This window comes from Brachybacterium sp. AOP42-C2-15, assembly GCF_052377065.1.
GTDB lineage: Bacteria > Actinomycetota > Actinomycetes > Actinomycetales > Dermabacteraceae > Brachybacterium.
On record NZ_JBQSWK010000001.1, the window covers coordinates 227444 to 250381 of the forward strand.

General features: G+C 69.2%; 20 protein-coding genes and 1 tRNA gene. 6 read left to right on the forward strand and 15 right to left on the reverse strand.

Annotated features, from left to right (window positions below; genetic code table 11):
- Window positions 1-35 precede the first annotated feature (35 nt).
- Both ACT3SQ_RS01080 and ACT3SQ_RS01085 read left to right on the forward strand, forming a co-directional pair.
- Window positions 36-929 carry a sugar phosphate isomerase/epimerase family protein gene (locus tag ACT3SQ_RS01080; protein ID WP_441446190.1) on the forward strand — a complete coding sequence of 298 codons (894 nt, stop codon included), beginning with the start codon at window positions 36-38 and terminating at the stop codon, window positions 927-929.
- A gap of 62 nt (window positions 930-991) precedes the next feature.
- Window positions 992-2053 (forward strand): Gfo/Idh/MocA family protein, encoded by a 1062-nt coding sequence (locus ACT3SQ_RS01085; protein WP_442332352.1) that lies wholly within the window; start codon window positions 992-994, stop codon window positions 2051-2053.
- A gap of 152 nt (window positions 2054-2205) precedes the next feature.
- Here ACT3SQ_RS01085 and ACT3SQ_RS01090 read toward each other — a convergent pair whose 3' ends face one another.
- A complete protein-coding gene (locus tag ACT3SQ_RS01090; protein WP_444600767.1) occupies window positions 2206-3909 on the reverse strand; it encodes an HNH endonuclease signature motif containing protein in 1704 nt (567 codons plus the stop codon).
- A gap of 604 nt (window positions 3910-4513) precedes the next feature.
- On the opposite strand from ACT3SQ_RS01090, the gene ACT3SQ_RS01095 reads away from it, so the two are divergent.
- Window positions 4514-5065 (forward strand): NYN domain-containing protein, encoded by a 552-nt coding sequence (locus ACT3SQ_RS01095; RefSeq protein ID WP_441444873.1) that lies wholly within the window; start codon window positions 4514-4516, stop codon window positions 5063-5065.
- A 111-nt stretch (window positions 5066-5176) separates the two neighbouring features.
- Here the strand turns inward: ACT3SQ_RS01095 and ACT3SQ_RS01100 are convergent, their stop codons facing one another.
- Window positions 5177-6292, reverse strand: coding sequence for a magnesium and cobalt transport protein CorA (locus tag ACT3SQ_RS01100; protein ID WP_444598842.1), 1116 nt, complete (start codon window positions 6290-6292; stop codon window positions 5177-5179).
- A 90-nt stretch (window positions 6293-6382) separates the two neighbouring features.
- Window positions 6383-7213 (reverse strand): alpha/beta fold hydrolase, encoded by an 831-nt coding sequence (locus ACT3SQ_RS01105; protein ID WP_444598843.1) that lies wholly within the window; start codon window positions 7211-7213, stop codon window positions 6383-6385.
- A 252-nt stretch (window positions 7214-7465) separates the two neighbouring features.
- On the opposite strand from ACT3SQ_RS01105, the gene ACT3SQ_RS01110 reads away from it, so the two are divergent.
- On the forward strand, window positions 7466-8149 hold the full coding sequence (locus tag ACT3SQ_RS01110) for an AAA family ATPase (protein WP_444502067.1): 684 nt from the start codon (window positions 7466-7468) through the stop codon (window positions 8147-8149).
- A 57-nt stretch (window positions 8150-8206) separates the two neighbouring features.
- Here ACT3SQ_RS01110 and ACT3SQ_RS01115 read toward each other — a convergent pair.
- The 9 genes from ACT3SQ_RS01115 to ACT3SQ_RS01155 form a co-directional block, all read right to left on the reverse strand.
- Window positions 8207-8290, reverse strand: a tRNA-Leu gene (locus ACT3SQ_RS01115).
- 129 nt (window positions 8291-8419) lie between these two features.
- A complete protein-coding gene (locus ACT3SQ_RS01120; protein WP_442332822.1) occupies window positions 8420-9850 on the reverse strand; it encodes an amino acid permease in 1431 nt (476 codons plus the stop codon).
- A 70-nt stretch (window positions 9851-9920) separates the two neighbouring features.
- Window positions 9921-10196 (reverse strand): hypothetical protein, encoded by a 276-nt coding sequence (locus tag ACT3SQ_RS01125; RefSeq protein WP_441444877.1) that lies wholly within the window; start codon window positions 10194-10196, stop codon window positions 9921-9923.
- Window positions 10197-10251: 55 nt separating this feature from the next.
- Window positions 10252-11052: a hypothetical protein gene (locus ACT3SQ_RS01130; RefSeq protein WP_441444878.1), complete on the reverse strand. Its 801-nt coding sequence runs from the start codon at window positions 11050-11052 to the stop codon at window positions 10252-10254.
- Window positions 11053-11198: 146 nt separating this feature from the next.
- Window positions 11199-11672 (reverse strand): 50S ribosomal protein L9, encoded by a 474-nt coding sequence (gene rplI, locus ACT3SQ_RS01135; protein WP_441444879.1) that lies wholly within the window; start codon window positions 11670-11672, stop codon window positions 11199-11201.
- A 17-nt stretch (window positions 11673-11689) separates the two neighbouring features.
- Complete coding sequence (gene rpsR / locus ACT3SQ_RS01140; RefSeq protein WP_441444880.1) at window positions 11690-11926, reverse strand: 30S ribosomal protein S18; 237 nt, start codon at window positions 11924-11926, stop codon at window positions 11690-11692.
- Window positions 11927-12010: 84 nt separating this feature from the next.
- Window positions 12011-12574 carry a single-stranded DNA-binding protein gene (locus ACT3SQ_RS01145; RefSeq protein WP_441444881.1) on the reverse strand — a complete coding sequence of 188 codons (564 nt, stop codon included), beginning with the start codon at window positions 12572-12574 and terminating at the stop codon, window positions 12011-12013.
- A 56-nt stretch (window positions 12575-12630) separates the two neighbouring features.
- Entirely contained in the window at window positions 12631-12948 is a 318-nt protein-coding gene (rpsF, locus tag ACT3SQ_RS01150; RefSeq protein WP_441444882.1) for a 30S ribosomal protein S6, read from the reverse strand.
- A 211-nt stretch (window positions 12949-13159) separates the two neighbouring features.
- Window positions 13160-13363, reverse strand: coding sequence for a hypothetical protein (locus ACT3SQ_RS01155; RefSeq protein WP_441444883.1), 204 nt, complete (start codon window positions 13361-13363; stop codon window positions 13160-13162).
- A gap of 80 nt (window positions 13364-13443) precedes the next feature.
- On the opposite strand from ACT3SQ_RS01155, the gene ACT3SQ_RS01160 reads away from it, so the two are divergent.
- Window positions 13444-14793 (forward strand): APC family permease, encoded by a 1350-nt coding sequence (locus ACT3SQ_RS01160; RefSeq protein ID WP_442332320.1) that lies wholly within the window; start codon window positions 13444-13446, stop codon window positions 14791-14793.
- Window positions 14794-14804: 11 nt separating this feature from the next.
- Here ACT3SQ_RS01160 and ACT3SQ_RS01165 read toward each other — a convergent pair whose 3' ends face one another.
- The 3 genes from ACT3SQ_RS01165 to ACT3SQ_RS01175 form a co-directional block, all read right to left on the reverse strand.
- Window positions 14805-15974, reverse strand: a complete 1170-nt coding sequence (locus ACT3SQ_RS01165) for an MBL fold metallo-hydrolase (RefSeq protein ID WP_444600768.1) — start codon at window positions 15972-15974, stop codon at window positions 14805-14807.
- A gap of 116 nt (window positions 15975-16090) precedes the next feature.
- Window positions 16091-18694 (reverse strand): transglycosylase domain-containing protein, encoded by a 2604-nt coding sequence (locus ACT3SQ_RS01170; protein WP_442332316.1) that lies wholly within the window; start codon window positions 18692-18694, stop codon window positions 16091-16093.
- Window positions 18695-18836: 142 nt separating this feature from the next.
- On the reverse strand, window positions 18837-20312 hold the full coding sequence (locus tag ACT3SQ_RS01175; protein WP_441444887.1) for a CCA tRNA nucleotidyltransferase: 1476 nt from the start codon (window positions 20310-20312) through the stop codon (window positions 18837-18839).
- A gap of 105 nt (window positions 20313-20417) precedes the next feature.
- Here ACT3SQ_RS01175 and ACT3SQ_RS01180 point away from each other — a divergent pair, with 105 nt between their 5' ends.
- Entirely contained in the window at window positions 20418-22835 is a 2418-nt protein-coding gene (locus ACT3SQ_RS01180; RefSeq protein ID WP_441444888.1) for a DUF6049 family protein, read from the forward strand.
- Window positions 22836-22938 lie beyond the last annotated feature (103 nt).

Here is a 22938-nt window from a genome sequence, read left to right on the forward strand (position 1 = left end):
CCTCCCCCGCCCTCCCTCGACTGCGAAGGATCCGCATGACCTCCGACATCACCTTCGGCTTCAGCTCCTACAGCTTCCACTCCAAGCTCTCCACCGGAGAGATGACACTCCCGCAGGTCATCGAGTGGGTCGCCGCGAGCGAGGGCGAGCATCTCGAGCTCGCCGTCCTCGGCGACGATCCGAGCTCGCCGATTCCGAACATCGCCTCCGACCGCGCGTACGTGGCACAGATCCGAGCCGCCGCAGAGGCTGCCGGGGTGCCGCTGACCAACCTCGCCGTCGGCGCGGACCTCTCCTCCGACGATCCCTCCATCCTGGAGGCGCAGATCGAGCGGGTGAAGAAGTATGTGGATCTCGCCGAGCTGCTCGGGATCACCCGGATGCGCCATGACGTGGTGCCCCACACCGGTCACGAGGGTGACGACACACCCCTGTTCGAGCAGGTCCTACCCACGATCGTCGCCGCCTGCAAGCAGATCGCCCAGTACGCCGCGACGAAGGGCATCACCACCAGCCTCGAGAACCACGGCTTCTTCGTGCAGTCCGCGGAGCGGGTGCGTCGGATCATCCACGCGGTCGACGAGCCGAACTTCCTGACCACCTTGGACGTCGGCAACTTCGTGTGCGTGGACGAGATGCCCGAGGTCTCGGTCGCCCAGAACCTCCCGTACGCGATGGTCGTGCACTTCAAGGACTTCTATCTCCGCCCGGCCGACGCCGCTCCAGGCGCCGGCTGGTTCCGCAGCCGCGGCGGGAAGCACCTGCGAGGAGCGGTGGTCGGCAACGGCGACGTCGACCTGCGCGCGGTCGCCCGAGCGATCGAGGAGTCCGACTTCGCGGGCTTCGCCGCGATCGAGTTCGAGGGCTGGGAGGACTGCCTGCTCGGCTGCGAGCGCGGGATCGCCTACGCCAAGAGCCTGTTCGCCTGACCACCTGCACCCACTGCCCGACCCCTGTGCTGTCCAGCCCACCTGTCACGAAAGAGATCTCCATGTCAAAGTTCCGAGTCGGCGTCATCGGCGCCGGCAGCATCGCCCAGTGCCACCTCACCGCGTATTCGAAGAATCCCGATGTCGAGCTGATCGCGGTCGCTGACATGAATCTCGAGCGGGCGCAGTCCGTGGCCGATGAGTTCGGCGCCCGACGTGCGTACGCCGATCCGCAGGAGCTGCTCGCCGACCCCGAGATCGACGGCGTCTCCATCTGCACCTGGAACAACTCGCACGCCTCCTGGGCGATCGCCGCCATCGAGGCGGGTAAGCATGTGCTGGTGGAGAAGCCGATCGCCCGCACCCTCGCGGAGGCCGAGCAGATCCAGCAGGCGGTCGAGGCGAGCGACCGGGTGGTGCAGGTCGGTTTCGTGCGCCGCCATTCCCCGAACTGCCAGGTGCTGAAGTCGTTCATCGACGCGGAGGAGCTGGGTGAGATCTACTACGCCAAGGCCAGCTGCATTCGCCGGGTGGGCAATCCCGGAGGCTGGTTCGCGGACAAGGAGATCTCCGGCGGCGGCCCGCTGCTGGACATCGGCATCCATGTGCTCGACCTCTGCTGGTACCTGATGGGCAGCCCCAAGGTGGTCTCGGTCAGCGGCAACACCTACGACAAGCTGGGCAGCCGCGGGAACGTCACCACGATGCCCCGCTACAAGGTCGCGGACTACGACCCCAGCAGGAACACCGTCGAGGATCTCGCCAATGCGGTGATCCGTTTCGAGAACGGCGCCTCGTTGCTGCTGGACTGCTCGTACTCGTTGCATGCCACCAAGGACTCGATCGATGTCTCGGTATACGGCGAGAAGGGCGGCGCGGTGCTCGAGCCCGCGCTCCATATCGCTACCGAGATGCATGACTCGGTGGTGAACATCGAGCCGCAGATCGCCTCGCGCACCTTCGAGCTCGGCACTGGCTTCGCCAACGAGATCCAGAACTTCGTGGATGCTTCGCTGGGCCGTGCGGAGTCGATCGCCCCGGCGTGGCACGGGGTCGAGATCGTGCGCATCCTGGAGGCGATCTACGAGTCAGCAGCGGCGGGACGGGAGATCTCGCTCGTCTGAGGTGGGCACGGGGAGGGACATGCCACCCCTGTGAGACCCCTGCTCGTACCGCGGGGCGCAGTGCGAGGGGGTCCCTCACATCGATGTCAGGTCCGCCAGGAGTTCTCTGCGAGCGTGGCGCTCTCGCCCTTCGAGCTGGCCCCGGGGTCGGATCAGAACGGCGGTTCGGTCTCGTCGCGGGTGGCGCCGGGTGGGATGATCCGGCGCCCTCCTCGGCCGGGGTGTGCCGTCGCGAAGGCTGCGGCGCGCTGCTCCGCAGCCCTCTCCGCGCGGGGGCGGGCCTTCTCCTCAGCATGGAGGCGGACCGCCTCATCGTGGACGCGCTGGTGTGCTTGCGAGGCGCGCTGCATCGCCATGACGGTGTGCGGGGTCAGGAGGTCGGTGTCCTCTCGGGCGCGCGCACGGATCTCCCGGTCGATCATCCATGTCGTCTCCAACGCCCCGGCAGTGGTGGTGCCGTCACCCTGTCCGGGGTCGTCGGCCGGGTCTCGTTCGGGGTCGATCCGTCCTGCGGTCTTCATCTGGTGGTGCTGCCAGCACAGTCGATGCAGATTCCACAGCGAGGTCTGCCCGCCCTGATCAGGGTGGTCGTGGTCGTATTCGATGATGTGGTCGTCCTCCGCCGCCATCGCCGTCGGCCGACTGCAACCAGGGACCGCGCATATGGGGTGGCGCAGCCTCAGCAGGAGCCGCATCTGTGCGGTCGGCTGATACGTCGTGGCGGTGACGGGGAGGTACGCTCCCGTGATCGGATCCGTGAGGATCCGCTGCCAGGTGCTCTCCCCTGCCGCGAGCTCTCGCGCGAGCTCCGCCGGGATCGGGGTCATGCCGTCCAGCATCGCCGGTGCTTCATCAACGCCCATCAGCGTTGTCGCCGGGACCGTGACGAGCAGCTTGTACGGCGTCGAGGTCTCTTCCACTGTGTCGAGGTCCAGGATCGAGTGGGTCAGGATCGCGTACCGCAGGGTCCGCAACGACATCGCCGCGCCGCGTTCGGCCAGGTCACGGTCGATGTCGAAGGGCAGCGGGCCCTCCTCTCCCGCCTCCAGCGCAGCCCGCTGTGCCTTCTGCACGGTCCGGGATGCGACGTCGAGCCGGTGCGCAAGCGCCTTGATCTCTAGAATCGGGCCCGTCACCAGCAACGATGCCGTTCCCTTCTCGGTGTTGATGTCCACGATCTCCACGTCGCGCGCCATCACGGGCGGGGTAGGCAGGTCTCCTGCGGTCGCGAGCTTGACCGCGAGCCGGACCTGCCTCTCGTAGGTGTCCTGCGAGATCGATGGCAGCTCCACCGCCGCCATATGTGCATCCACCTCACGTGCCTGCTCCTCGGTCAGCTGACGAACTCGGCGAAGCAGATAGTGGTGCCAGTCCTCCGGCAGATCTCCGCGCCGCAGGTACGTGAAGGTCGATGGCATCCACTCGACGGCGGCATGTGCGTCGCGCACCTTCGCCCACGCCTGGAAGTACGTGCAGCGCAGCCCGGCGGCGACCTTCAGCGCTGTCATATCCGCGTCCTCCAGCGCCCCGCGGACCTCAGGGTCCTCCCGGAAGAACGTCGCGAGCTGGCGGAGGTGATGGGCATACAGGCTCGCCCGGGTCCGCAGCGTGCGATGCAGGGCCAGCACCCGCCCCGCCTCGAGGCTCCCCTGCTCGACCTCCTCCAGGAGGTACTTCTCATCCAGCACCCGTCGCGCCCGCACCGACCACTCCGGCAGCTCCGCCGCAGCGTCGGGCGGAGGCGCGCCCTCGGGCGCAGGCGCCCCTTCAGGGGGCAGCGCGTGCTGGGAGGGGAGCACATCCTCCGCATCACGCTCGAACCGCTCATGGTCCTCGAACTCACCCACCGAGCTCACCCCCTCCCATACTCGAGACCTTCACGAATTCGCCGGGAGGAAGCACCCATACATTGGGAGCGAGCACCCGTGCTCTTCGTCAAGACTATTCGTCATCGCCCACCTACCCAAGCGTCATCAGCAAATGGGGATAAAGTTGTGGAAAAACCACCCGTGTGGAGGAACGGTCGCCTGAGTCAAGGTCACCGGCGACCCATTGCCCCTGTTCCGGGAGCTTCACTTTCGCACCCCGGACAGGCACGACATGACCAGCAGAAAGTGCGCAATTCTCAGCACAGATAATGCCGCGGGCGGCACCCGAGAAAGGCTCTGTGCACACCTCATCTCCACGAGTCAAGACAACGCCGGAGAATGTGGATAAGCCACACCTGTGGAGGATCAATAGTGGTGATGCCGCGAGCATCTCGTTCACCAGCCTCACGGCAGTGGATCCGTGCGCAGACCCACCAAGGGATCATCGCCGGCCGTCCCGTTGTCAGGCCGTGGTCAGCTGCCCGCGTTCAGGCTCCTCGATGGAGTCGCCCCCGCGCCTCCGCCCCACACACCACCGCTCGCACCACGCCCCCAGGTCTACGGGCCGTCCAGGACGGCGTAAGGTCGACCTATGACGGAAGAACGCACCACGTACCTCCTGGTGGACGGCGAGAACATCGACGCCACGCTCGGGGTCTCGGTCCTCGGCCGACGCCCCCAGCCCGACGAGCGTCCGCGATGGAACAAGCTGCTCCACCATGCGGAGATGTCGTGGCAGCAGGAGGTGAAGGGCCTCTTCTTCCTGGCCGTGGAGGACAGCCTGCCCTCCGGCTTCGTCCAGGCGCTGATCGCCATGGGCTACAAGCCCGTCCCGCTGCGCGGTGAGGGCAAGGTCGTGGACATCGCGATCCAGCGCACTGCGGAGGCGCTGCTGGCCCGTCCGGCGGACGTCATGCTGGTCAGCCACGACAAGGACTTCGTCCCCCAGATGGAGAACCTGGCCGCGACGGCCGGGCGGCGCACCGCACTCGTCGGTTTCCGCGAGTTCATGGCAGCAGATCTCCAGGACATCCCGGGGATCGAGTTCCACGACCTCGAGTACGACGTCGCCGCGTTCACGAGCCGGCTGCCTCGGGTGCGGATCATCAACATCGACGAGTTCGATCCGCTCGAGTTCATCTGAGGCCCCGCAGAGTCAGCCGGGGCTGCCGCACGTGGAGATGTCCGCGTCACGTACCGGTGCATCACACGAGCAGGTCACACGGATGATCAGCTCCTTGCGAGTGAAACCTGCTCACATCCACTTGCTGCGCTTGAAGATCACGAAGAGCAGCACGCCGAGGGCGATCATCATCCCGATCGCCATCGGATAGCCGTACGCCCAGTGCAGCTCGGGCATGTCGTCGAAGTTCATGCCGTAGATGGCACCGATCAGCGTGGGAGCGAAGAGGATGGCGGCCCAGCCGGAGATCTTCTTCATGTCCTCGTTCTGGCGCTGCGCGACCAGGGTCGCGTTGACGTCAAGGATCTGGGAGAGGGCATCACGCAGGTCCCGCACGCGCGATGCGGACCGCGCCAGGTGGTCGCCGACGTCGTCGAGGTAGGCCTGCAGCTCGCCGCGGATCTCGTACTTCCCGAAGCCGGCCTGGAGATCGTCGATCACGTCGCGCAACGAGGAGATCACCTGCTGCATGTCGATGACCTCCTGGCTAAGACGATAGATCCGCTCGGCGACCGCGGCATCGCCGCTGAACACCTGCCGCTCGATCTGCTCCTGGTCGACCCGGAGACCCTTCAGCACGGGGTCGTAGCCGTCGACGATCGTATCGAGCACCCGGTAGAGCACGGCCTCCGGGCCAAGCTCCAGGAGATTGACATCCTCGAGCACCGTGCGCTCCCGACGGGTCGAGGTCAGCGGATGCTCGTCGTCCAGCTGCGGGCCCGGGGTGCCGTCGATCCAGGTCCCGTCCTGGCACAGCACCGCCACAGCGCCGGGTCGCAGCAGCAGATGGAACTCCGCGAAGTCGACCTCCTCCTCGGCATCTACGTAGCGGGCCGAGCGCACCACCAGGAACAGGACGTCGCCGTACCGCTCGAGCTTCGGACGCTGATGCGCGTTGAGCAGGTCCTCGAGCAGCAGGGGGTGCAGGTCCCAGGAATCGCCGAGCTCCATCACCTGCTCGCGGTCTGGCCGCGGATAGAAGAACATCACCATCCGGTCCGGGGCCGCGCGCGAGAATGCCAGGGCATCGGCTATCGAGTCCCCGTCGGGCTGGCGGCTGGGGAGGCCTCCGGCGACGTAGCGGGTCGTTGGCGCCGCATCGCCGCTGTGCTGGGTACGCCCGTCCGCGTGCGCACGGGCCCGATCGGGGCGGCGTTTCCTGGACGGGCCGAGTCGTCGCACAGACATCCCTCTACTCCTCTTTCCTCTCCCCACAGGGAGTCGTCATACATCGTCCCGGGCGTGGCGCTCGTGGCGACCGGGTCGTGATCGTGGCGATCACGCCGGCAGCGTGACCACACCCTCCACGAAGCCGATCACGTCCGCGATCACCTCATCGCGATTGGTCTCGTGGAAGATCTCGTGCTGGGCACCGGGGTAGGTCTTCACGAAGGTCTGCGGGCCCCGCAACGAGTTCAGCCCCTCCCAGCTGGCGGGGAGGGACACCAGACGGTCCGCCTCGCCGTGCCGGTAAAGCAGCGGATGCTCGCCCACGCTGCCGACCTCGTCGATCGTGGCCATCGCCTGCTGCAGGCCCTCAAGGGTGGGCCGGGCGAAGTCGCCGTGCCACACCAGCGGGTCTGCGACGTAGGCCTCGCCCACGGCAGGGTCACGGGACAGCGTGCCGGGGTCGATCGGCGTCGACGGGATCTCGTCGAGCGCGAGCAACTCGTCCACGGTGGCCCAGGAGCCGAGCACCGGGCCGGAGAGTACGGTCGCCGCAAGGGAGTCCGAGTGCAGCTGGGTGTAGCGGGCGGCGATCATCCCGCCCATGGAGTGGCCGATCAGCACGACCGGCATTCCGGGATGCTGGGAGGCGGCATGCTGGACCACTAGGTCGAGATCGTCGACCACCGGCGCGTAGTCGCTGATCAGCACCCTCTGGCCATCGCTGCGGCCATGGCCGAGGTGGTCGGCGGCATAGACCGCAGCGCCCGCCGCCTGCAGCTGGGCAGCGACCCAGTCATAACGGCCCGTGTGCTCGCCGTAGCCGTGAGAGAGCACGGCAACCCAGCGTGGGGCGGGGCGGGTCCAGGCACGGCCCGCGAGGGTGCCGCCGTGGCCCACGAGGGAGAACTCAGCGGCAGTGGAGTGGGCGTCAGGACTCATGTGGCCATGATGCCCCGTCCTCGCCGCACCTTCTGCCCGTCGTCCTCGTCTCCCGCCGATGCTGGACTGCGGTCACGCCAGATCAGCCGCACAGGGATCCTGGTCTGCGCGACCGACGCCGGGCCCTGCACGATCGAAAGGCCGGACCCCGCTCGATCGTAGCGCCCACCCGAGTTCTTCTGTCCTGACAATTGAGGCCTCCTCTGCCATATCCACCGTATGATGTGAACGACACCTCTGACGGAGGTCTCCGTGAGCCCGCACGCATCCGATCCGTCCAGCACTCCAGGTCCCGATGGTTCACGTCGGCCGGTGGTGACGATCTGGGAGGAGTACGGCTCGGGTGCGGATGCGGTCGGTCGCGCCGTCGCCGAGCGGCTGGGACTTCCGTATCACGCGCAGGCATTCAGCTCGGAGGACATCGAGGCGGAGGGCGCACCGCAGGACCAGTCCGCCACCGCGCAGACGATCCAGAGCCGGGTCAACCTCTCGCAGGTGCTCGCAGCGATGGGCGGCGCCTTCGGCGGCGGGGACGGGATGGAGTACGTCGACGCACAGCGCGATAAGCGCGAGCTCATCGACGACAACAACGCCACAGTGCGCCGCTACGGCGAAGAGGGCGGCGTCATCGTCGGCCGCAACGCGACCAAGATCCTCGCCAACCGGCCCCGCACCCTGCACGTCCTGCTCACCGATGCTGCCGAGAGCCGCGTGGCGCGGGCGGCAGAGCTGGCGGGGATCTCCCTGCAGCAGGCGGAGAAGCGCCGCCGGCAGGAGGACAAGGTGCGCACCGACATGTCCACCTCACTCTATGGCTGGGATCCGCGAGAGCCGGTGCATTACGACCTCATGATCAACACCAGTCGCATCCCCCAGGCCACCGCGGTGGAGGCCATCGTCCATGCCGTGGAGCGCGCCGGCAGGCTGGATTCCTGACCGACGCGGACATGAAGAACCCCGGTTCATCTCGATGAACCGGGGTAATTCCTGCGGTGCGCAAGGGGGGACTTGAACCCCCACGCCGTTTCCGGCACACGGACCTGAACCGTGCGCGTCTACCAATTCCGCCACTTGCGCATTCCTTCGGCACCGGGACTCTAGTCACCAAGACCGAAGATTCCACTAGGTTACCCCTGCAGTACCTTCAGCCCAAGCCGACGCCCCGCACAGTAACGAACGCCACGTCCCGGCAGGTGTGAGCTCGGCTCAGCGCATCGATTCCGCCTCGGCGAAGGCCTCCTCGATGTCCGCCGGGTCGATGCGACGGCGGGCCACAGCGATGTAGAGCACCGTCGCCGCGAGCACCGCGGGGACGCCCACCATCGCGGCGATCTGCATGCTCGGCCGCACCGTGATGGTCGCGAAGACCGCCGCGAGTCCCACCAGGCCGACGATCGCGCTCCCGATCCCGCCCGGCATGTGGAAGGTGGCGCCGGTGACGTGCCGCCGCCGGTAGGCGATGAAGGTGCACAGGATGAGCGCCCAGACCAGGATCACGGCGAACACGACCAGGCTCATCATGTAACCGAAGACGCCGCCCACGCCGCTGAGGTTCAGCAGAGCCGCACCGAGCAGGCCCACCGAGCTCAGGGCGATGCCGACCACGGGAACCCGGTGCTTCGTGGTGCGGGCGGCGAAGCGGGGTGCCAGGCGATCCACGGCCAGGGAGTGGATCATCCGGCTGCCGGCGTAGAGATTCGCATTGGCCGCCGACAGAGCAGCGATGAGCACCAGCAGGTTGGTGATGTGGGCGGCGCCGGGGATGCCGAGCTGGTCGAAGACCATCACGAAAGGGGAGGTGGCGACGTCCTCGCCGGTGCCGGCGGCGGTGCGCCACGGCACCAGGCACAGCACGATCGCGATGCAGAACACATAGAAGAAGGACAGTCGGACCACGGTGGTGCGCGCGGCGGTCCGGATGGAACGGGCCGGGTCCTTGGCTTCAGCGGCAGTGATCGACAGCAGCTCGATGCCACCGAAGGAGAACATCACGACTGACAGCGCGATCCACACCGGCGCCCAGCCGTTCGGGGCGAAGCCTCCGTCGGCCGTGAGCTGGGCGAGCCCGGGTGCGGGGGTGTCCGGCAGGCCGAAGAGCACCAGCACCGCACCGACCAGGATGAAGACGAAGACGGCGATCACCTTGATGGAGGACAGGAAGAACTCCACGATGCCGAAGGAGCCGACGCTGATGAGGTTGATCGCGATGATCAGCGCGGCGAACAGCAGGATCCCGGCCCAGATCGGGATCGCCGGCACCCAGTAGGCGAGGTAGGCGGCGCAGGCCACCAGCTCCGCCCCGGTCACGCACACCGTGACGATCCAGTACAGCCACCGGGTGAGATAGCCCCAGAACGGGGAGAGGTAGTGGGCCGCGAGGGTGCCGAAGCCGCCGCGCACGGGATGGCGGGAGGCCATCTCCCCCATCGCCAGCGCGACGGTGGCGGCGATCAGGGAGCCGAGCGCGAAGGAGATGATCACCGCAGGGCCGGCGATGCCGATCGCTTCGCCGGAACCGAGGAACAGGCCGGTGCCGAGCGCGGAGCCCATGGCGATCATGGCCATCTGGCCATGCCCCAGGGAGCGGGCGAGCGAGCCGTGAGGCGTGGACACGGTGTCACGGGGTGGAGAAGTCACCGCTCGAGCGTAGCCCCCGCGAGTCGCGCCCTCACGCCCGGCCGATCCGATTCACATCATTGCGGGGAGCTCACGCCCCGCGGTAACGGTCGATCGCCTCCTTGGCCTCCTTGAGACCCGCGCCGGTGTGCTCGCGATACGCCTTGATGGCCTGGATGGTCCGACCCTCGGCGACCAGGCGCACGCACTCCTCAGGCATGCGGGGGCCGACGCCGCTCTCCAGCTCGCGCAGCTCTGCACTGCTCACGCCAGCGCGCGCGGCGAGCTCGTCCACGAGTCCCTCGAGGTCGCGGACCCGTGCCTGGAGCGTCTCGATCTGCTTCTGCTGCTGCCTGCTGCCGAACATGGGGGCCTCTCTCTGACTGCAGCGCTCGCACTGCAGAGTTCTCACTGCAGCGCTCTCACTGCATAGGTCGATGGATCAGGGCGAAGGTCACGGGGTCGCCGCTCGCGGAGAGCGTGGGGTAGAGCTGGGCCTCGAAGGGTGCCGGGCTGGCGTCCTGGGTGCCGGTGCAGCGCACCCCGGTGTGGCCGGTGCTCTCGCCGACGATGCCTTCGCAGGTCTCGAGCGTATCGCTCAGGCCGAGGCTCTCGAGCTCGGCCTGGACCCGTTCGACGAGTCCCTCCTGCTCGAGCAGCGCCGGGTCGTCGAAGAACAGCGCGGTCGGGCCGTAGTGGACGCTGACCTCGGTGTCCATCACCATCTCGGCCTGGACCTGGGCGAGCTGGCCGGCGACCACCAGGGAGTGGTCCTCCTGGCCGGAGACTCCGCTGAGCACCGGGTAGGCCGTGACCGGGTCCTGGGTGGAGGTGACGGTGCAGTCCACCGGGCTGCTGCTACCGCCCTTGAGGGTGTCCTCGCAGGTGACGTCCGCCGGTTCCACGCCCGCGACTCCGGCGGCGATCTCGGCGAGGCGGTCCGGTGCGACGTCGCTCCCGGGGGAGTCGTCGGTGGCCATCGGCGCGAGGCTCAGCACCGGGAACTCACCGACCGGGACGTATCCCTCCGAACGACCCTCGCCTTCGGTGGTCGCCGTCCCCTCCGTCGTCGCGGCTCCTGTCGGTGCAGCCGCTGCCGTGGTCTGCGCAGGAGTCGCTGAGTCCTCGTCGTCCCCTCCGCCGCTGCAGCCGGACAGTGCGAGGGCGAGTGCTGCGGCACCGGCGGCGGCGAGAACCGAGAATGGTCGTCGGGTCGTGCGCATGCGTCCCCCTGCTGCTCGTGCGGTGCGGCGTCCCGGGCTGCTCAAGTCCCCCGCAGAACGTACCCCATCAGGGTCGATGCAAAGAAGCGCCCCGCACCATCGCTGGTGCGGGACGCTTCTGGCCGGCCCGAGGGCCGAGGGGCTGATCAGGCCTGGGCTGCAGCGCCCTTCGCCGCGATGACCTGCACGAGCAGGTTCGCGAAGATGTCCTCGTGGAGACGGACGGTTGCCCTGTGCTCGCCGAGCGAGCGGATCGGGGCCACGAACTCGACCGTGCGACGGTCGATGTCCTTGTCGAAGATCGCCTTGACGCCCTCGGCGACCTCCTTGGAGGAGACCGCACCGAAGAGACGGCCGTTCTGGCCGGCGCGCTCGGCGATGACGACGGGCTTCGACTCGAGCGAGGCCTTCAGTGCCTGCGCCTCTTCGATGCTGGCGATCGCACGCTTGCCGCGTGCCGCACGGATCTGGTCGAGCTGACGCTGACCGCCCTTGGTCCACGGGGTCGCGAGACCGCGGGGCATGAGGAAGTTCCGGGCGTAGCCGTCCTTGACGTCGACGATATCGCCGGCGGCGCCGAGACCCGAGACCTCGTTGGTGAGGATGAGCTTGGTGGTCATGTGTTTCCCTTCCTCGCTCAGCGACCGGAGGTCGAGTACGGCAGGAGAGCGATCTCGCGGGCGTTCTTCACGGCCCGCGCGATCTTGCGCTGCTCCTGGACGGACACGCCGGTGACTCGGCGGGCGCGGATCTTTCCGCGGTCGGAGACGAACTTGCGCAGCAGCGCAGCGTCCTTGTAGTCGACGGTCTCGACTCCCGCGGCCTTCAGCGGGTTCTGCTTCTTCTTCGGGGGACGAAGTGAGGGCTTGGCCATCGTGGTGCTCCTTCTTTCTGAGGGGAGCCCGGGCATGCACCCGGGATGGAATGGATCAGTGTGTTGCGTCGATCGCCGAGGCGATCAGAAGGGAGGGTCGTCGTACCCGCCCTGGTTGCCGCCGCCGGCCCAGGGGTCGGCTGCCGGGGCGCCCTGCGGCGCACCCTGCGGCGCGTTGCTGTAGCCGCCCTGACCACCCTGGTTCCCACCGTAGCCACCCTGGCCACCGCCCTGCGGGGCGCCGCCGCCGAAGCCGCCACGGCCGCCTCCGCCGCCGCCGCCGCGCTGGACCTTGGTGGCCTTCGCGGTGGCGTACTTGAGGGAGGGACCGATCTCGTCGACGTCCAGCTCGATGCTGGTGCGGTTGTTGCCCTCACGGTCGGTGAAGGAGCGCTGCTTGAGACGCCCCTGCGCGACGACGCGGGAGCCCTTCTCGAGCGATTCCGCCACGTTCTCCGCGGCGTCGCGCCAGATGGAGCAGCGCATGAACAGCGCCTCGCCGTCCTTCCACTCGTTCGACTGACGGTCGAAGGTGCGGGGGGTGGACGCGATGGTGAACGACGCGACCGCAACGCCGGACTGCGTGAAACGCAGCTCGGGGTCGGCGGTCAGGTTGCCGATCACCGTGATGACGGTGTCATTCGCCATGGGGGCTCCTCTGCTCCAGGATGGGGTGGGGTGGTGCGGGGGTCAGCGACCGCAGGTCACTTGGCGTCGTCGCGCGGGGCCTTGACCTTGTCGTCGAGACGCATGACCTTGGTGCGCATGATCGACTCGTTGAGCCCGAGCTGACGATCCAGCTCCTGGGCGGTCGATGCCTTGGCGGTGAAGTTCAGGACGATGTAGATGCCCTCGGACTTCTTGTCGATCTCGTAGGCGAACTTCCGCTTGCCCCAGACGTCGACGTTGTCGATGGTGCCGCCTTCGGTCGGAACGACCTGGACGAGCTTCTCGAAAGTTGTGGTGACGGTCCGTTCGTCGACGGACGGGTCGAGGATGACGACCATTTCGTACTTACGCATGTTCTTGTACCCACCTCCTGTGGTCTCTGCGGCCACGGTCTCTCCGTGGCAGGAGGGTTCATGCCGCCCGCTAGAGCATCGGCGATGCACGTCACGGACCGGCCCAGCCTACCTGCGCGCTGGACCATCGGCCAGAGGAGGCCGATGGGTGCGCGGCGCATCACAACGACGCATCACGGGTAGAGCGCGGTTCCCACGGGTGGAGCGCGGATCAGCTGCGTGGCGGACGACCCATCGCCTTCCTGACCCGGGCATACCAGCCCCCGGTGCTGATCCCGCCGGCGATCCCGCCGCCGGCGACCACCCCGGCGGTGCGACCCTGCAGCCGCGTCCCACAGCGATCGCAGAGCTTCCGACCGGTGATCGAGGTGTACGCCTTGCCGCGGATCTTCCTGCTGCACTGTTCGCATCGCATGGCTCGATGGTGCCACCCGAGCAGCCCGGCGGCGACCGATCGGTCCGGTCCCGTCGGCTCCTGCCCTCTAACCTGAGCCCATGACCAGCACCGACGAACGCACCACGCTGCGCCGCACCGTGACCACGACGGGTCTGTTCCTGTTCATCCTCGGGGATGTGCTCGGCGCGGGCGTGTACGTCCTGGCCGGGGAGATCGCCGGGATCGCGGGCGGTGCGCTGTGGGTGCCGCTGGTGGTCGCACTGCTGCTGGCGCTGCTGACCGCCGGGTCCTATGCGGAGCTGGCGACCAAGTACCCCAGGGCCGGCGGCTCGTCCCATTACGCGAACCGTGCGTTCGGACCTTTCGCCGGCTTCCTGGTGGGCTTCTGCATGCTCTCGGCGGGAGTGGTCTCGGTGGGTGCTCTGGCCCTGGGCTTCGCCGGGGACTACCTCGGGGCGTTCGTGAGCCTGCCGACCTTCCTGGTGGTGATCGTCTTCCTCGGCCTGCTGGCGGCGCTGAACACCCGCGGCATCTCCGAATCGCTCGGCGCGAACCGGGTCGCCACCGTGATCGAGGTGGGCGGGCTGCTGATGGTGATCGTGCTGGGCGCGATCGTGATCGGTCGCGGTGAGGGAGACCTGGGGCGGCTGACGGAGCTCGGCACCCCCGAGAACGGCCCGGTCGCCGCGGTGCTGGCCGGTACCGTGCTCGCCTTCTACTCCTACGTCGGCTTCGAGACCAGCGTGAACATCGCCGAGGAGACGAAGGACCCGGCCCGCTCCTACCCGAGGGCCCTGTTCGGGGCGCTGATCGTCACCGGCATCGTCTACGCCCTGATCGGCGTGGTCGCCGCGGCGGTGGTGCCCACCGAGGAGCTCGCCGGGTCCTCGGCGCCGCTCGCCCTGGTGGTCGAGGCTGCGGGGATCGTCCCACCCGTCGTGTTCAGCGTGATCGCGCTGATCGCTGTCGCCAACGGCGCGCTGCTGACCGGGATCATGTCCTCGCGCCTGGCCTACGGGATGGCGTCCGACGGCCTGCTGCCCAGGGTCCTCACCCGGCTCCTGCCGGCGCGGCGCACGCCGTGGGTGGCGATCCTCGCGACCACCGCCCTGTCGATCGTGCTCGCGCTGACCGGGACCATCGACGTGCTCGCCGGCACCATGGTGCTGCTCCTGCTGGTCGTCTTCCTCTCGGTGAATGCGGCCGTGCTGGTGCTGCGCCGTGACCGTCTCGAGCATCGCCACTTCCGGACCCCTCTCGTGCTGCCGATCGGCGGCCTGGCCTCGTGCCTGTTGCTGATGACGCAGGTCGAGTGGGCGGTGTGGCGGCTCGGGCTGCCGTTCCTGGCCGTCGCGGCGATCCTGGCCGGCATCGCAGCATGGCGGCGGCGCCGGGCCGGTGCGGACACCGGGGCCGACGCCGATGCGGGAGCCGACACCGCCGCCTGAGGCCCGCGCGCTCAGAGCACGGCGGGGAACCGCTCCCAGACCCGGTGCGACTCCATGAGCGCCGTGATCTCACCGAGCACGGCATGCCCGTCGTCGCCGAGGACGAGCCCCGCACCACCGGGAGCGGTGCGCGCCTCGAGCGCCTCGCGCCCGGGACCCCAGGCGCCGATCGCCTTGGCATGGCGCCAGCACTCGTCGATCAGCTTGCCGACCCGGGGCTCCACCTCTCCGGAACCCGGGGCCCCGGCCTTCGGATCGACCGAGGGGCGGGAATCCGGCGCGGTCAGCGGGTTGCCCGCGAGCAGCAGTGCGTCGAACTCGACCGACGCGGCGGTGCCGAAGGTGCGGCCCACCGGGACCCCTGCGAAGCGCGAGCCGTGCAGCGGGCAGTCCCAGGAGCGCTCCGCGTCATTCCAGCGCAGCACGCCGCCGAGGTGAGGGCACACCGCGGAGAGCGCGCAGGTCCTTCCCTCGACGGTCGAGATCGCGACCGGTCGGCCCTCGCTGCGGCCCACTGACCCGGTGCCCTCAGGCGGAGGGGACGACGGCAGCTCGTGCAGCTCAGCCTGTGCCCAGCCCCCGGCGAGCTGGGCTGCGACGTTCGCGCCCATCGCCGCCCCGGAGGCCAGGGCTCTGAGACCTGACCCCTCCTGCAGGGCGGGATGCCAGGTAGGGGCCTTCCCCTCGAGGAGTCCGGTCATAGCGAGCGCCGCGGCGACGCCGTTCGTCATCCCCCACACATCGAGTTCGGAGCCGGTCATCAGCGGCACCGTGCGGTCGATCCCCCGGACCTTGGCCGCTCCGGCGAGGAGCATCGATCCCAGCACCGGCAGGGCCCGCGGATGCCGCAGCGGGTACAGGGATCGGGGATTCTCGTGCGCGTAACGGTACGGGTGGGCGGCCAGGTCGGCATCCTGCGGATGCAGGTGGACGGGCACTCCGAGGCGCTGCACGAGCCGTCGCGAGGTGCCGACATGGTCGAAGTGCGCGTGGGTGAGCACGAGAGCCCGCAGATCCTCGGGGCGATGGCCGAGCGTCCGCAGAGCGGCGCCGAGCTCGTGCCAGACGCCGGGCAGGCCCGAGTCCACGAGGGTGAGCCCGGACTGCCCTTCGATGAGATAGCAGTTGACGTGCGCGTACTCGATCAGGTGGACACCGGGAACCACATCGATGGTGAGCATGTCTCCTCCTCGCTAAATGTGCGAGGAGGCTACGCGGAGCACCGCCACGGGGTCACGAGCCGAGCGGTCGGCAGCGGCAGCGTGGCAGCGGAGGCAGCAGCGACTGAACCGGCGGTTCAGTCCTCCGGCGGACTCTCGTCGCCGTCGCCCTCGACGCGTCCGGCGCTGGTGTCCGCGCCGCCCTCCGTCTCGCTGGTGGGCTCCTCGGTGGGCTGCGTGTTCTCGCCGCCGTTGCCGGGCTTGGTGGTCGGATCCGCCGGCTTCTCGCTGGGTTCCTCGGACGGCTCCTCGCTGGGCTCCTCGGAGGGTTCCTCGCTCGGCTCCTCCGAAGGCTCCTCGGACGGCTCCTCGCTGGGCTCCTCAGAGGGCTCCTCGGAGGGTTCCGGCGCCTCGGTGGTGGGCGGAGGGGGCGGCGGCGTGTAGCTCCGCTCACGGGTCTCGTTGTCCAGCGTGACCTCTTCGGCGAAGTCGAGCATCTCCTGGCCCTCGAGCGAGGGCGCCATGATGTCGCCCCAGATGTCGGTGGGGAAGGTGCCGCCGGTCATGCTGCGGGCGCCGCCGAAGGGGGTGAGGGACTCCTCGGAGCCGTCCTGGCCGGGCTGGAACATGCCCACCGCGGTCACCAGCTGCGGGGTGAAGCCCACGAACCAGGCGGAGCGGAAGCTCTCCGAGGTGCCGGTCTTGCCCGCGACCGGGCGACCGTCCATGGTGTCCAGCAGCGATCGTGCGGAACCCACCTTCGGCGGGCCCTGCAGGGCGACGGTCGCGTTGATCGCCACCTCCTCGTCCATCGCCTGGGTGTCCGTGGCCTCGTGCTGGTAGCGCGAGGAGCCGTCGGGCCGGGTCACGGACTCGACGATGAAGGCGTCCCGGTGCACGCCGCCGGCGGCGATGGTCGCGTAGACCTCGGCCATCTCGACGACGGTCGGCGAGGCGGAGCCCAGCACGTTGGAGGGCTCGGCGTTCAGGCCGGGGGTGCCCTCGGGCAGGCCCAGCGAGATCGCCGTGTCCATGGTCCGCTGCGGGCCGATCTCGAGGTTCGCCTCGGCATAGGCGGTGTTGATCGAGCTGGCGGTGGCCTTCTCCAGGCTCACCCGGCCGTAGTCGACGTCGTTGAAGTTGTTGACCTCCCAGCCGCCGGGGACATCGGGGAAGTCCTTCGGGGAGTTGCCGTCCCAGCGGGAGTCCAGCGGGAAGCCGTCCTCGAGCGCGGCGATCAGGGTGAAGGTCTTGAAGATCGAGCCGGCCTGCATCCGTGACTGGGTGGCGTCGTTCTGCGCCTGGGCGACGTAGTCCGGACCGCCGTACATTCCACGGATCGCTCCGGTCGACGGGTCGAGGGTCACGGTGCCGACGCGGTTGTTCTCGGGCCGGTCCTCCGGCAGGTTCTCGACCGCCTGGACGGTGTTGTTCTGGATCGTCGGATCGATCGTGGAGACGATCGTGAACCCGCCGGTGTTGATCTCGTCCTCGGTGAAGCCCGCCTCGATCAGCTCTCCCCGCACCTGGGCCAGGAGGTAGCCGTTGGTGCCTCCGAGCGAGTTCTCGTTGCGCGGTGCGATGGTCTCGGGGAAGGTGAGCGCGTCACCCTCCGCGGCGGTCATCTGCCCCTCGTTCACCTGCCGGGTGATCACGCGGTCCCACAGCTGCGTGGACTGCTGGACGTCGTTCGCGGGGTCATAGGTCGACGGGGCGGGGATCACGGCCACCAGCAGCGCCGCCTCCGCCTCGGTGAGGTCGGTGGCGTCCTTGTCGAAATAGGCCTGGGAGGCCTCCTGCACGCCGTAGGCGCCACGGCCGAAGTAGATGGTGTTGAGATAGCGGGAGAGGATCTCGTCCTTGGACAGCTCCTGGTCGATCTTCAGGGCCATGATCGCTTCCTTGGCCTTGCCCACATAGGACGTCTCGGTGCCGGTGTAGTACCGCTCGACGTACTGCATGGTGATGGTCGAGCCGCCCTGGCGGGCGCCGCCCTGGAGGTTGTTGACCATGGCGCGCACGATGCCGCGCGGCGAGACGCCGCGGTTCTCGTAGAAGCTCGAGTCCTCGCTGGCCACCACCGCCTGCTTGATGCTGTCCGGGATCTCGTCGGCCGGCAGCTCGGTGCGGTTCACCTCGCTGAACTGGCCCATCTCGGTCTCACCGTCTGCGAAGTAGACGCGGGAGGTCTGGGCCAGTGCGAAGTCCGAGGGCTCGGGGACCTCGGTGTCGTTGTACAGCCAGACGGCGAAGCCGAGCCCGGCCAGCACCATCAGCGCCATCGCACCGACGATCATGCGCAGCGAGGGGATCCAGCGCCAGGGGTTCTTCGCCCCGGCTCGCGGATAGTTCAGGAAGTTCGTGGCCGCGGCCTTCTTCGGGCGGCCCTTGGCGGAGCCCTTGCCGGCGGCGGCAGGAGCAGCTGCGGACGTTCCGGCATGGCGCGCGTTGACCGAGGTGCGGCGGGTCGCTGCGCCGCCCTTGGCGCCTGCGCCGACCTTCGCGCCTGCGCCGGTCTTCGCCGAGGCGGTGCGGGAACTGCCCTTGGCGTCCGCCCCGGAGGCGGAGCTGCGGCCGGTGCGGCTGGCGCCCTTGGCGGCAGAGTGCTTCGCGTCAGGGCCCTTCGCGGACTTCGCTGCAGACGTCGAGGAGGATGCGCGGCGCACACCGGCTGCGCGGCGTGCACCACCGCCCGCCGAGTTCTTCGACGAGCCGCGGGACGAGCGTCGGGAATCGCTCATGACTGCTCCTGGTCCTACGAGGGGGCGGACGGTTCCGCGCGCACCGCTGGTGCACGGCCTCCCAGTATGAGCACGACGTCCCGGCCGACGGAACTCCCTGGCGTCGAAGCACACAGGGTGTGCACGTCCGGTGCGGCCCTGCTCACACCTGCCGGGCGGCCCACCAGGCGCGGAGCTCCTCGATGGCGCGCTCCTCGCCCAGCGGACCGTGCTCCATCCGCAGTTCGAGCAGGTGCTGATAGGCCTCTCCCACCACCCGGCCGGGCGGGAGGTCCAGGATCTGCATGATCCGGTTGCCGTCGAGGTCAGGACGGATCTTCCCGATCTCCTCCTGCGTGGCGAGGTGGTCGATGCGCGCCTCGAGCTCGTCATAGGCGAGGGCGAGGGAACGGGCCTTGCGGCGGTTGCGGGTCGTGACGTCGGCGCGGGTGAGGCGATGCAGCTGCGGCAGCAGGTCGCCGGCGTCGGTGACATAGCGGCGCACGGCGGAGTCGGTCCATGGCGACTCGACATAGCCGTGGAAGCGCAGGTGCAGCTCCACCAGGCGGGCGACCTTCTTGGTGGTGTCCTTGTCGAAGGTCAGCGCGCGCATCCGCTTCGCGGTCATCTTCGCCCCCACCGTCTCGTGGAAGCGGAAGGTGACCACGCCCCCCTCCTCGAAGCGCCGGGTGGCGGGCTTGCCCACGTCGTGCATCAGCGCGGCCAGGCGGAGCACCAGGTCAGGGCGCTCGCAGGGACCTCCGGAGCCGGCCGGGGACTCGAGGTCGATCGCCTGGTCGAGCACCGTGAGCGTGTGCTGGTAGACGTCCTTGTGGTGGTGGTGCTCATCGACCTCGAGCTGGAGTGCGGGCAGCTCCGGCAGCACGTGCGCGGCCAGGCCCAGAACGGTCAGCAGCTCGAGCCCGCCCCGCGGGTCGGCGCCCAGCATGAGCTTGACCAGCTCTTCACGGACCCGCTCGGCGGAGACGATCGTGATGCGTTCCGCGAGCTGCTCGATCGCGTCGGCCGTCGTGTCCTCGATCCGGAACCCGAGCTGGGAGACGAAGCGCACCGCTCGCATCATCCGCAGCGGGTCGTCGGTGAAGGACTGGGCGGGGGCGACAGGGGTGCGCAGCAGGGTGCGGGCGAGGTCGCCCAGCCCGTCGAAGGGGTCCACCAGCTCGAGCGAGGGGAGCCGCACCGCCATCGCGTTGACGGTGAAGTCCCGGCGGGACAGGTCGCCCTCGAGGCTGTCGCCGTACTCGACCTGCGGTTTGCGGCTGGTCGGGTCGTACGACTCGGTGCGATAGGTGGTGATCTCGACCTTCACCCCGTCGCGCACCCCGCCCAGGGTGCCGAAGTCGCGGCCCATGTCCCAGATCGCACCCTCGCGCGTCCATCCGCGCAGGATCGCTTCGGTCTCGTCGGGCCGGGCGGAGGTCGTGAAGTCCAGGTCGGCGCTGGAGCGTCCCAGCACTGCATCCCGCACCGGACCACCCACCAGGGCGAGTTCGTGCCCGGCCGCCTCGAACAGCCGTCCCAACTCGTGGATCTCCTCGGGCAGCGCCCGGAACATGGAGGCCGCCCGGGTGCGGGCGGTGTCGAGGCGCGCGGCGGTCTCGTCGACGGGATCGGTCACGGGAGGTCCTGTCCTGGTTCGGTGCGGTGCTGTTCAGTGCGGTGGCGTTGTAGAGGTGTCGTGCACCTGCAGGCCCCTACGGTAGCGGCCGCTTACAGTGTCACCATGCCGTCGTTCCCGCTGTCAGTGCGCCCGGTGCTCGCGGCGCTGCTGACGGCACTGGTCATGTCCTCATCAGTGCTGGTGAGCGGCTCGGCGACCCTGATTCCTGCTGCGCATGCGGCGCCGGCGCCGCCTGCTGCACCTGCCCCCGCGGCACCGCCGGGCACGAGCGCGGATGCTGCCGTGAGCATGGATCTCGTCTCTCTCACCCCGACTTCCCTCGCGCCGGGCGGGACTCTCGAGGCGCAGGTCGAGGTGACCAACACCTCCTCCGAGCCGCTGTCCGACCTATCCCTCGATCTGCGCACGCGCAGCGCTCGGGTGACGGATCGAGCCGTCCTGGCCGACTGGCAGTCCAACAGCTCCCCCGACACCTCCGGGACGGTGCTCGCCAGCTCACCCGCGCAGCCACACCTGGCGCCCGGGGAGAAGACCCTGCTCACCGTGCAGATCGCAGCGGAGGAGCTGGACTACTCCGCAGAGCCCTACTTCTGGGGCACCCGGCGGCTCTCGCTCACCGTCACGTCGGAGGAGCAGCCGCTGAGCACCCTGCGCACCTTCGTGGTGTGGCGGCCCGCGGACGCCACCGACACCATCACCCAGTCGGTGCTGCTGCCGCTCGCCTCGGAGGATGCCTCTGCCGCGGTGAGCGACCCGGAGGCGTTCGCGAGGTCCTCCGAGGCGGGCCGGCTCGCGTCGGTGCGGGGCCTCGCAGAGCGCGAGGACGTGGACTGGTGGCTCGATCCGGCGCTGCTGGATCCGCCGCAGATGCCCCTCGAGAGCGATGCCGACGGGCCGGCCGAGGGCGATGCGGACGAGGACCTCCCACTCGGCCCGGTGCGTGAATACGCGCCCGATCCACGCTCCGCCGAGCTCGCCGCCCTGCTCGAGGAGTCCGTCGGCGAGCGGACCGTGCTGGCGATGCCCTATGCCCAGGCGGACCCGGTCAGCCTGCAGCGGGCGGGGGTCGAACGCCTCGCCGGGGTGGTCCATGATCGGGGCGATCAGGTCTGGGAGGAGCACGGGATCGAGCCCCGTGCCGCAGCACTGCCGGTGGACGGCGCCGTCGCCGATCCCGAGCAGCTGGACTCCGTGCTCGCCGCGGGCGGGACCTCCGCCATCATCCCCGCCAGCTCGCTGCGGGAGTCCCTGAGCTCCACCGTCACCCCGAGCTCGGTCGGCATCTACGAATCGGCGCGCACCCCCGGCGCCCAGCTCCAGCTGCTGACCCCTGACCCTGAGCTCTCCGCCGAGTTCTCGCTGCTCACCGAGGGGTCCGATGCCGAGCAGACCCAGCAGCGGCTCCTCGCGGAGACCGCGACCATCGCCTCCGAGTACGCCAGCGCACCCCGACATCTGCTGATCTCCCCCTCGGCGGATGCGGTGCTGGACCCGGCGGCGGCCAGCGCCGCGCTGGATGCCCTGGCGGAGGCACCCTGGATCGAGTCCGGCCGCACCAGCACCCTGCTCGATACGGCCGATCACCAGGACTGGACCACGGACCCGCGCAGCGAGAGCGAGGAGCTGTACGCCCTGGGACGAATCACCCCCGAGGACGTGCACCCCAGCGGGCCCACCGACAACGGGCGCTGGGGCACGCTGGCGGAGGCAGAGGAGCCTCAGCTGCTGGATCCCGCCGCGCTGACCGAGCTCGATGCCGCCTGGGAGCAGGTCGACACGCTAGCCGCGGCGATGGACGACGACTCCCCGCTGGATGCGTCCCAGCTCGAGATCCTGGCCGGCACCTCGATGCGCTGGCGCGGCGAGCCGGAGATCCCGGCAGCCCGCGCCGAGGATGCCTCCGCCCGCGCCGCGCAGCTCCAGGACCGCATCGAAGTGGTTCCCGCCTCGGGGTACAACGTCATCTCCGACGCCGTGAGCGTCCCGATCACCATCAGCAACGACCTGGACACCCCGATCACGGTGCGCATCCAGGTCACCTCCGACCGTCCCCTGGTGAAGATCGGTGAGTCGAAGGTGGTGGAGATCCCCGCTCGGGGCCAGATCGATGCCGCCGTGGACGTGGAGGCGATCGCCAACGGCACCGTCACCCTCACCACCGTGCTCACCACGGAGGATGGCCGCGCCCTCACCTCCCCGGTCGACGTCCCCCTGACGGTCAACCCCTCCTGGGAGAACTGGACCACCCTGCTGCTGGTGATCGCGATGGGCCTGCTGGTCGTCGTGGGAGTCGCGCGGGCCCGCCGCACCGGATCCTCGACCCGGGCACCGGCCATCCGCGGTCCCGAGGACCCGGTGGAGCTCTCCCGCTCCGGCCGCTCCACGCTCGACACCAGCGCCGCCGAGGAGGTCTGGTCGCGCAGAGCGGACACCAGCACCAGCACCGACGCGACCCCAGATCCAGACCCGAGCACAGCGCACCAGAGCACGACGGACCAGAACGAGGAGGGCCACCGATGAGCACAGCCCGCCGAGTCCAGCACGTCCCTCGCCATCGACGCCACGGCACCCCCTCGAGCCGCTCGACCCTGCTGCGGGCCAGCGTCCTGATGGCCGCGGGGTC

Bases quoted from the DNA above. Each gene is read 5' to 3' on its own strand.
- ACT3SQ_RS01080 (WP_441446190.1), top strand. From the start codon at position 36: ATGACCTCCGACATCACCTTCGGCTTCAGCTCCTACAGCTTCCACTCC.
- ACT3SQ_RS01145 (WP_441444881.1), bottom strand. From the start codon at position 12,574: ATGGCGAATGACACCGTCATCACGGTGATCGGCAACCTGACCGCCGAC.
- ACT3SQ_RS01100 (WP_444598842.1), bottom strand. From the start codon at position 6,292: ATGTCTGTGCGACGACTCGGCCCGTCCAGGAAACGCCGCCCCGATCGG.
- ACT3SQ_RS01180 (WP_441444888.1), top strand. From the start codon at position 20,418: ATGCCGTCGTTCCCGCTGTCAGTGCGCCCGGTGCTCGCGGCGCTGCTG.
- ACT3SQ_RS01130 (WP_441444878.1), bottom strand. From the start codon at position 11,052: ATGCGCACGACCCGACGACCATTCTCGGTTCTCGCCGCCGCCGGTGCC.
- ACT3SQ_RS01165 (WP_444600768.1), bottom strand. From the start codon at position 15,974: ATGCTCACCATCGATGTGGTTCCCGGTGTCCACCTGATCGAGTACGCG.
- ACT3SQ_RS01160 (WP_442332320.1), top strand. From the start codon at position 13,444: ATGACCAGCACCGACGAACGCACCACGCTGCGCCGCACCGTGACCACG.
- ACT3SQ_RS01095 (WP_441444873.1), top strand. From the start codon at position 4,514: ATGACGGAAGAACGCACCACGTACCTCCTGGTGGACGGCGAGAACATC.
- ACT3SQ_RS01105 (WP_444598843.1), bottom strand. From the start codon at position 7,213: ATGAGTCCTGACGCCCACTCCACTGCCGCTGAGTTCTCCCTCGTGGGC.
- ACT3SQ_RS01170 (WP_442332316.1), bottom strand. From the start codon at position 18,694: ATGAGCGATTCCCGACGCTCGTCCCGCGGCTCGTCGAAGAACTCGGCG.
- ACT3SQ_RS01125 (WP_441444877.1), bottom strand. From the start codon at position 10,196: ATGTTCGGCAGCAGGCAGCAGCAGAAGCAGATCGAGACGCTCCAGGCA.
- rpsF (WP_441444882.1), bottom strand. From the start codon at position 12,948: ATGCGTAAGTACGAAATGGTCGTCATCCTCGACCCGTCCGTCGACGAA.
- rpsR (WP_441444880.1), bottom strand. From the start codon at position 11,926: ATGGCCAAGCCCTCACTTCGTCCCCCGAAGAAGAAGCAGAACCCGCTG.
- rplI (WP_441444879.1), bottom strand. From the start codon at position 11,672: ATGACCACCAAGCTCATCCTCACCAACGAGGTCTCGGGTCTCGGCGCC.
- ACT3SQ_RS01085 (WP_442332352.1), top strand. From the start codon at position 992: ATGTCAAAGTTCCGAGTCGGCGTCATCGGCGCCGGCAGCATCGCCCAG.
- ACT3SQ_RS01155 (WP_441444883.1), bottom strand. From the start codon at position 13,363: ATGCGATGCGAACAGTGCAGCAGGAAGATCCGCGGCAAGGCGTACACC.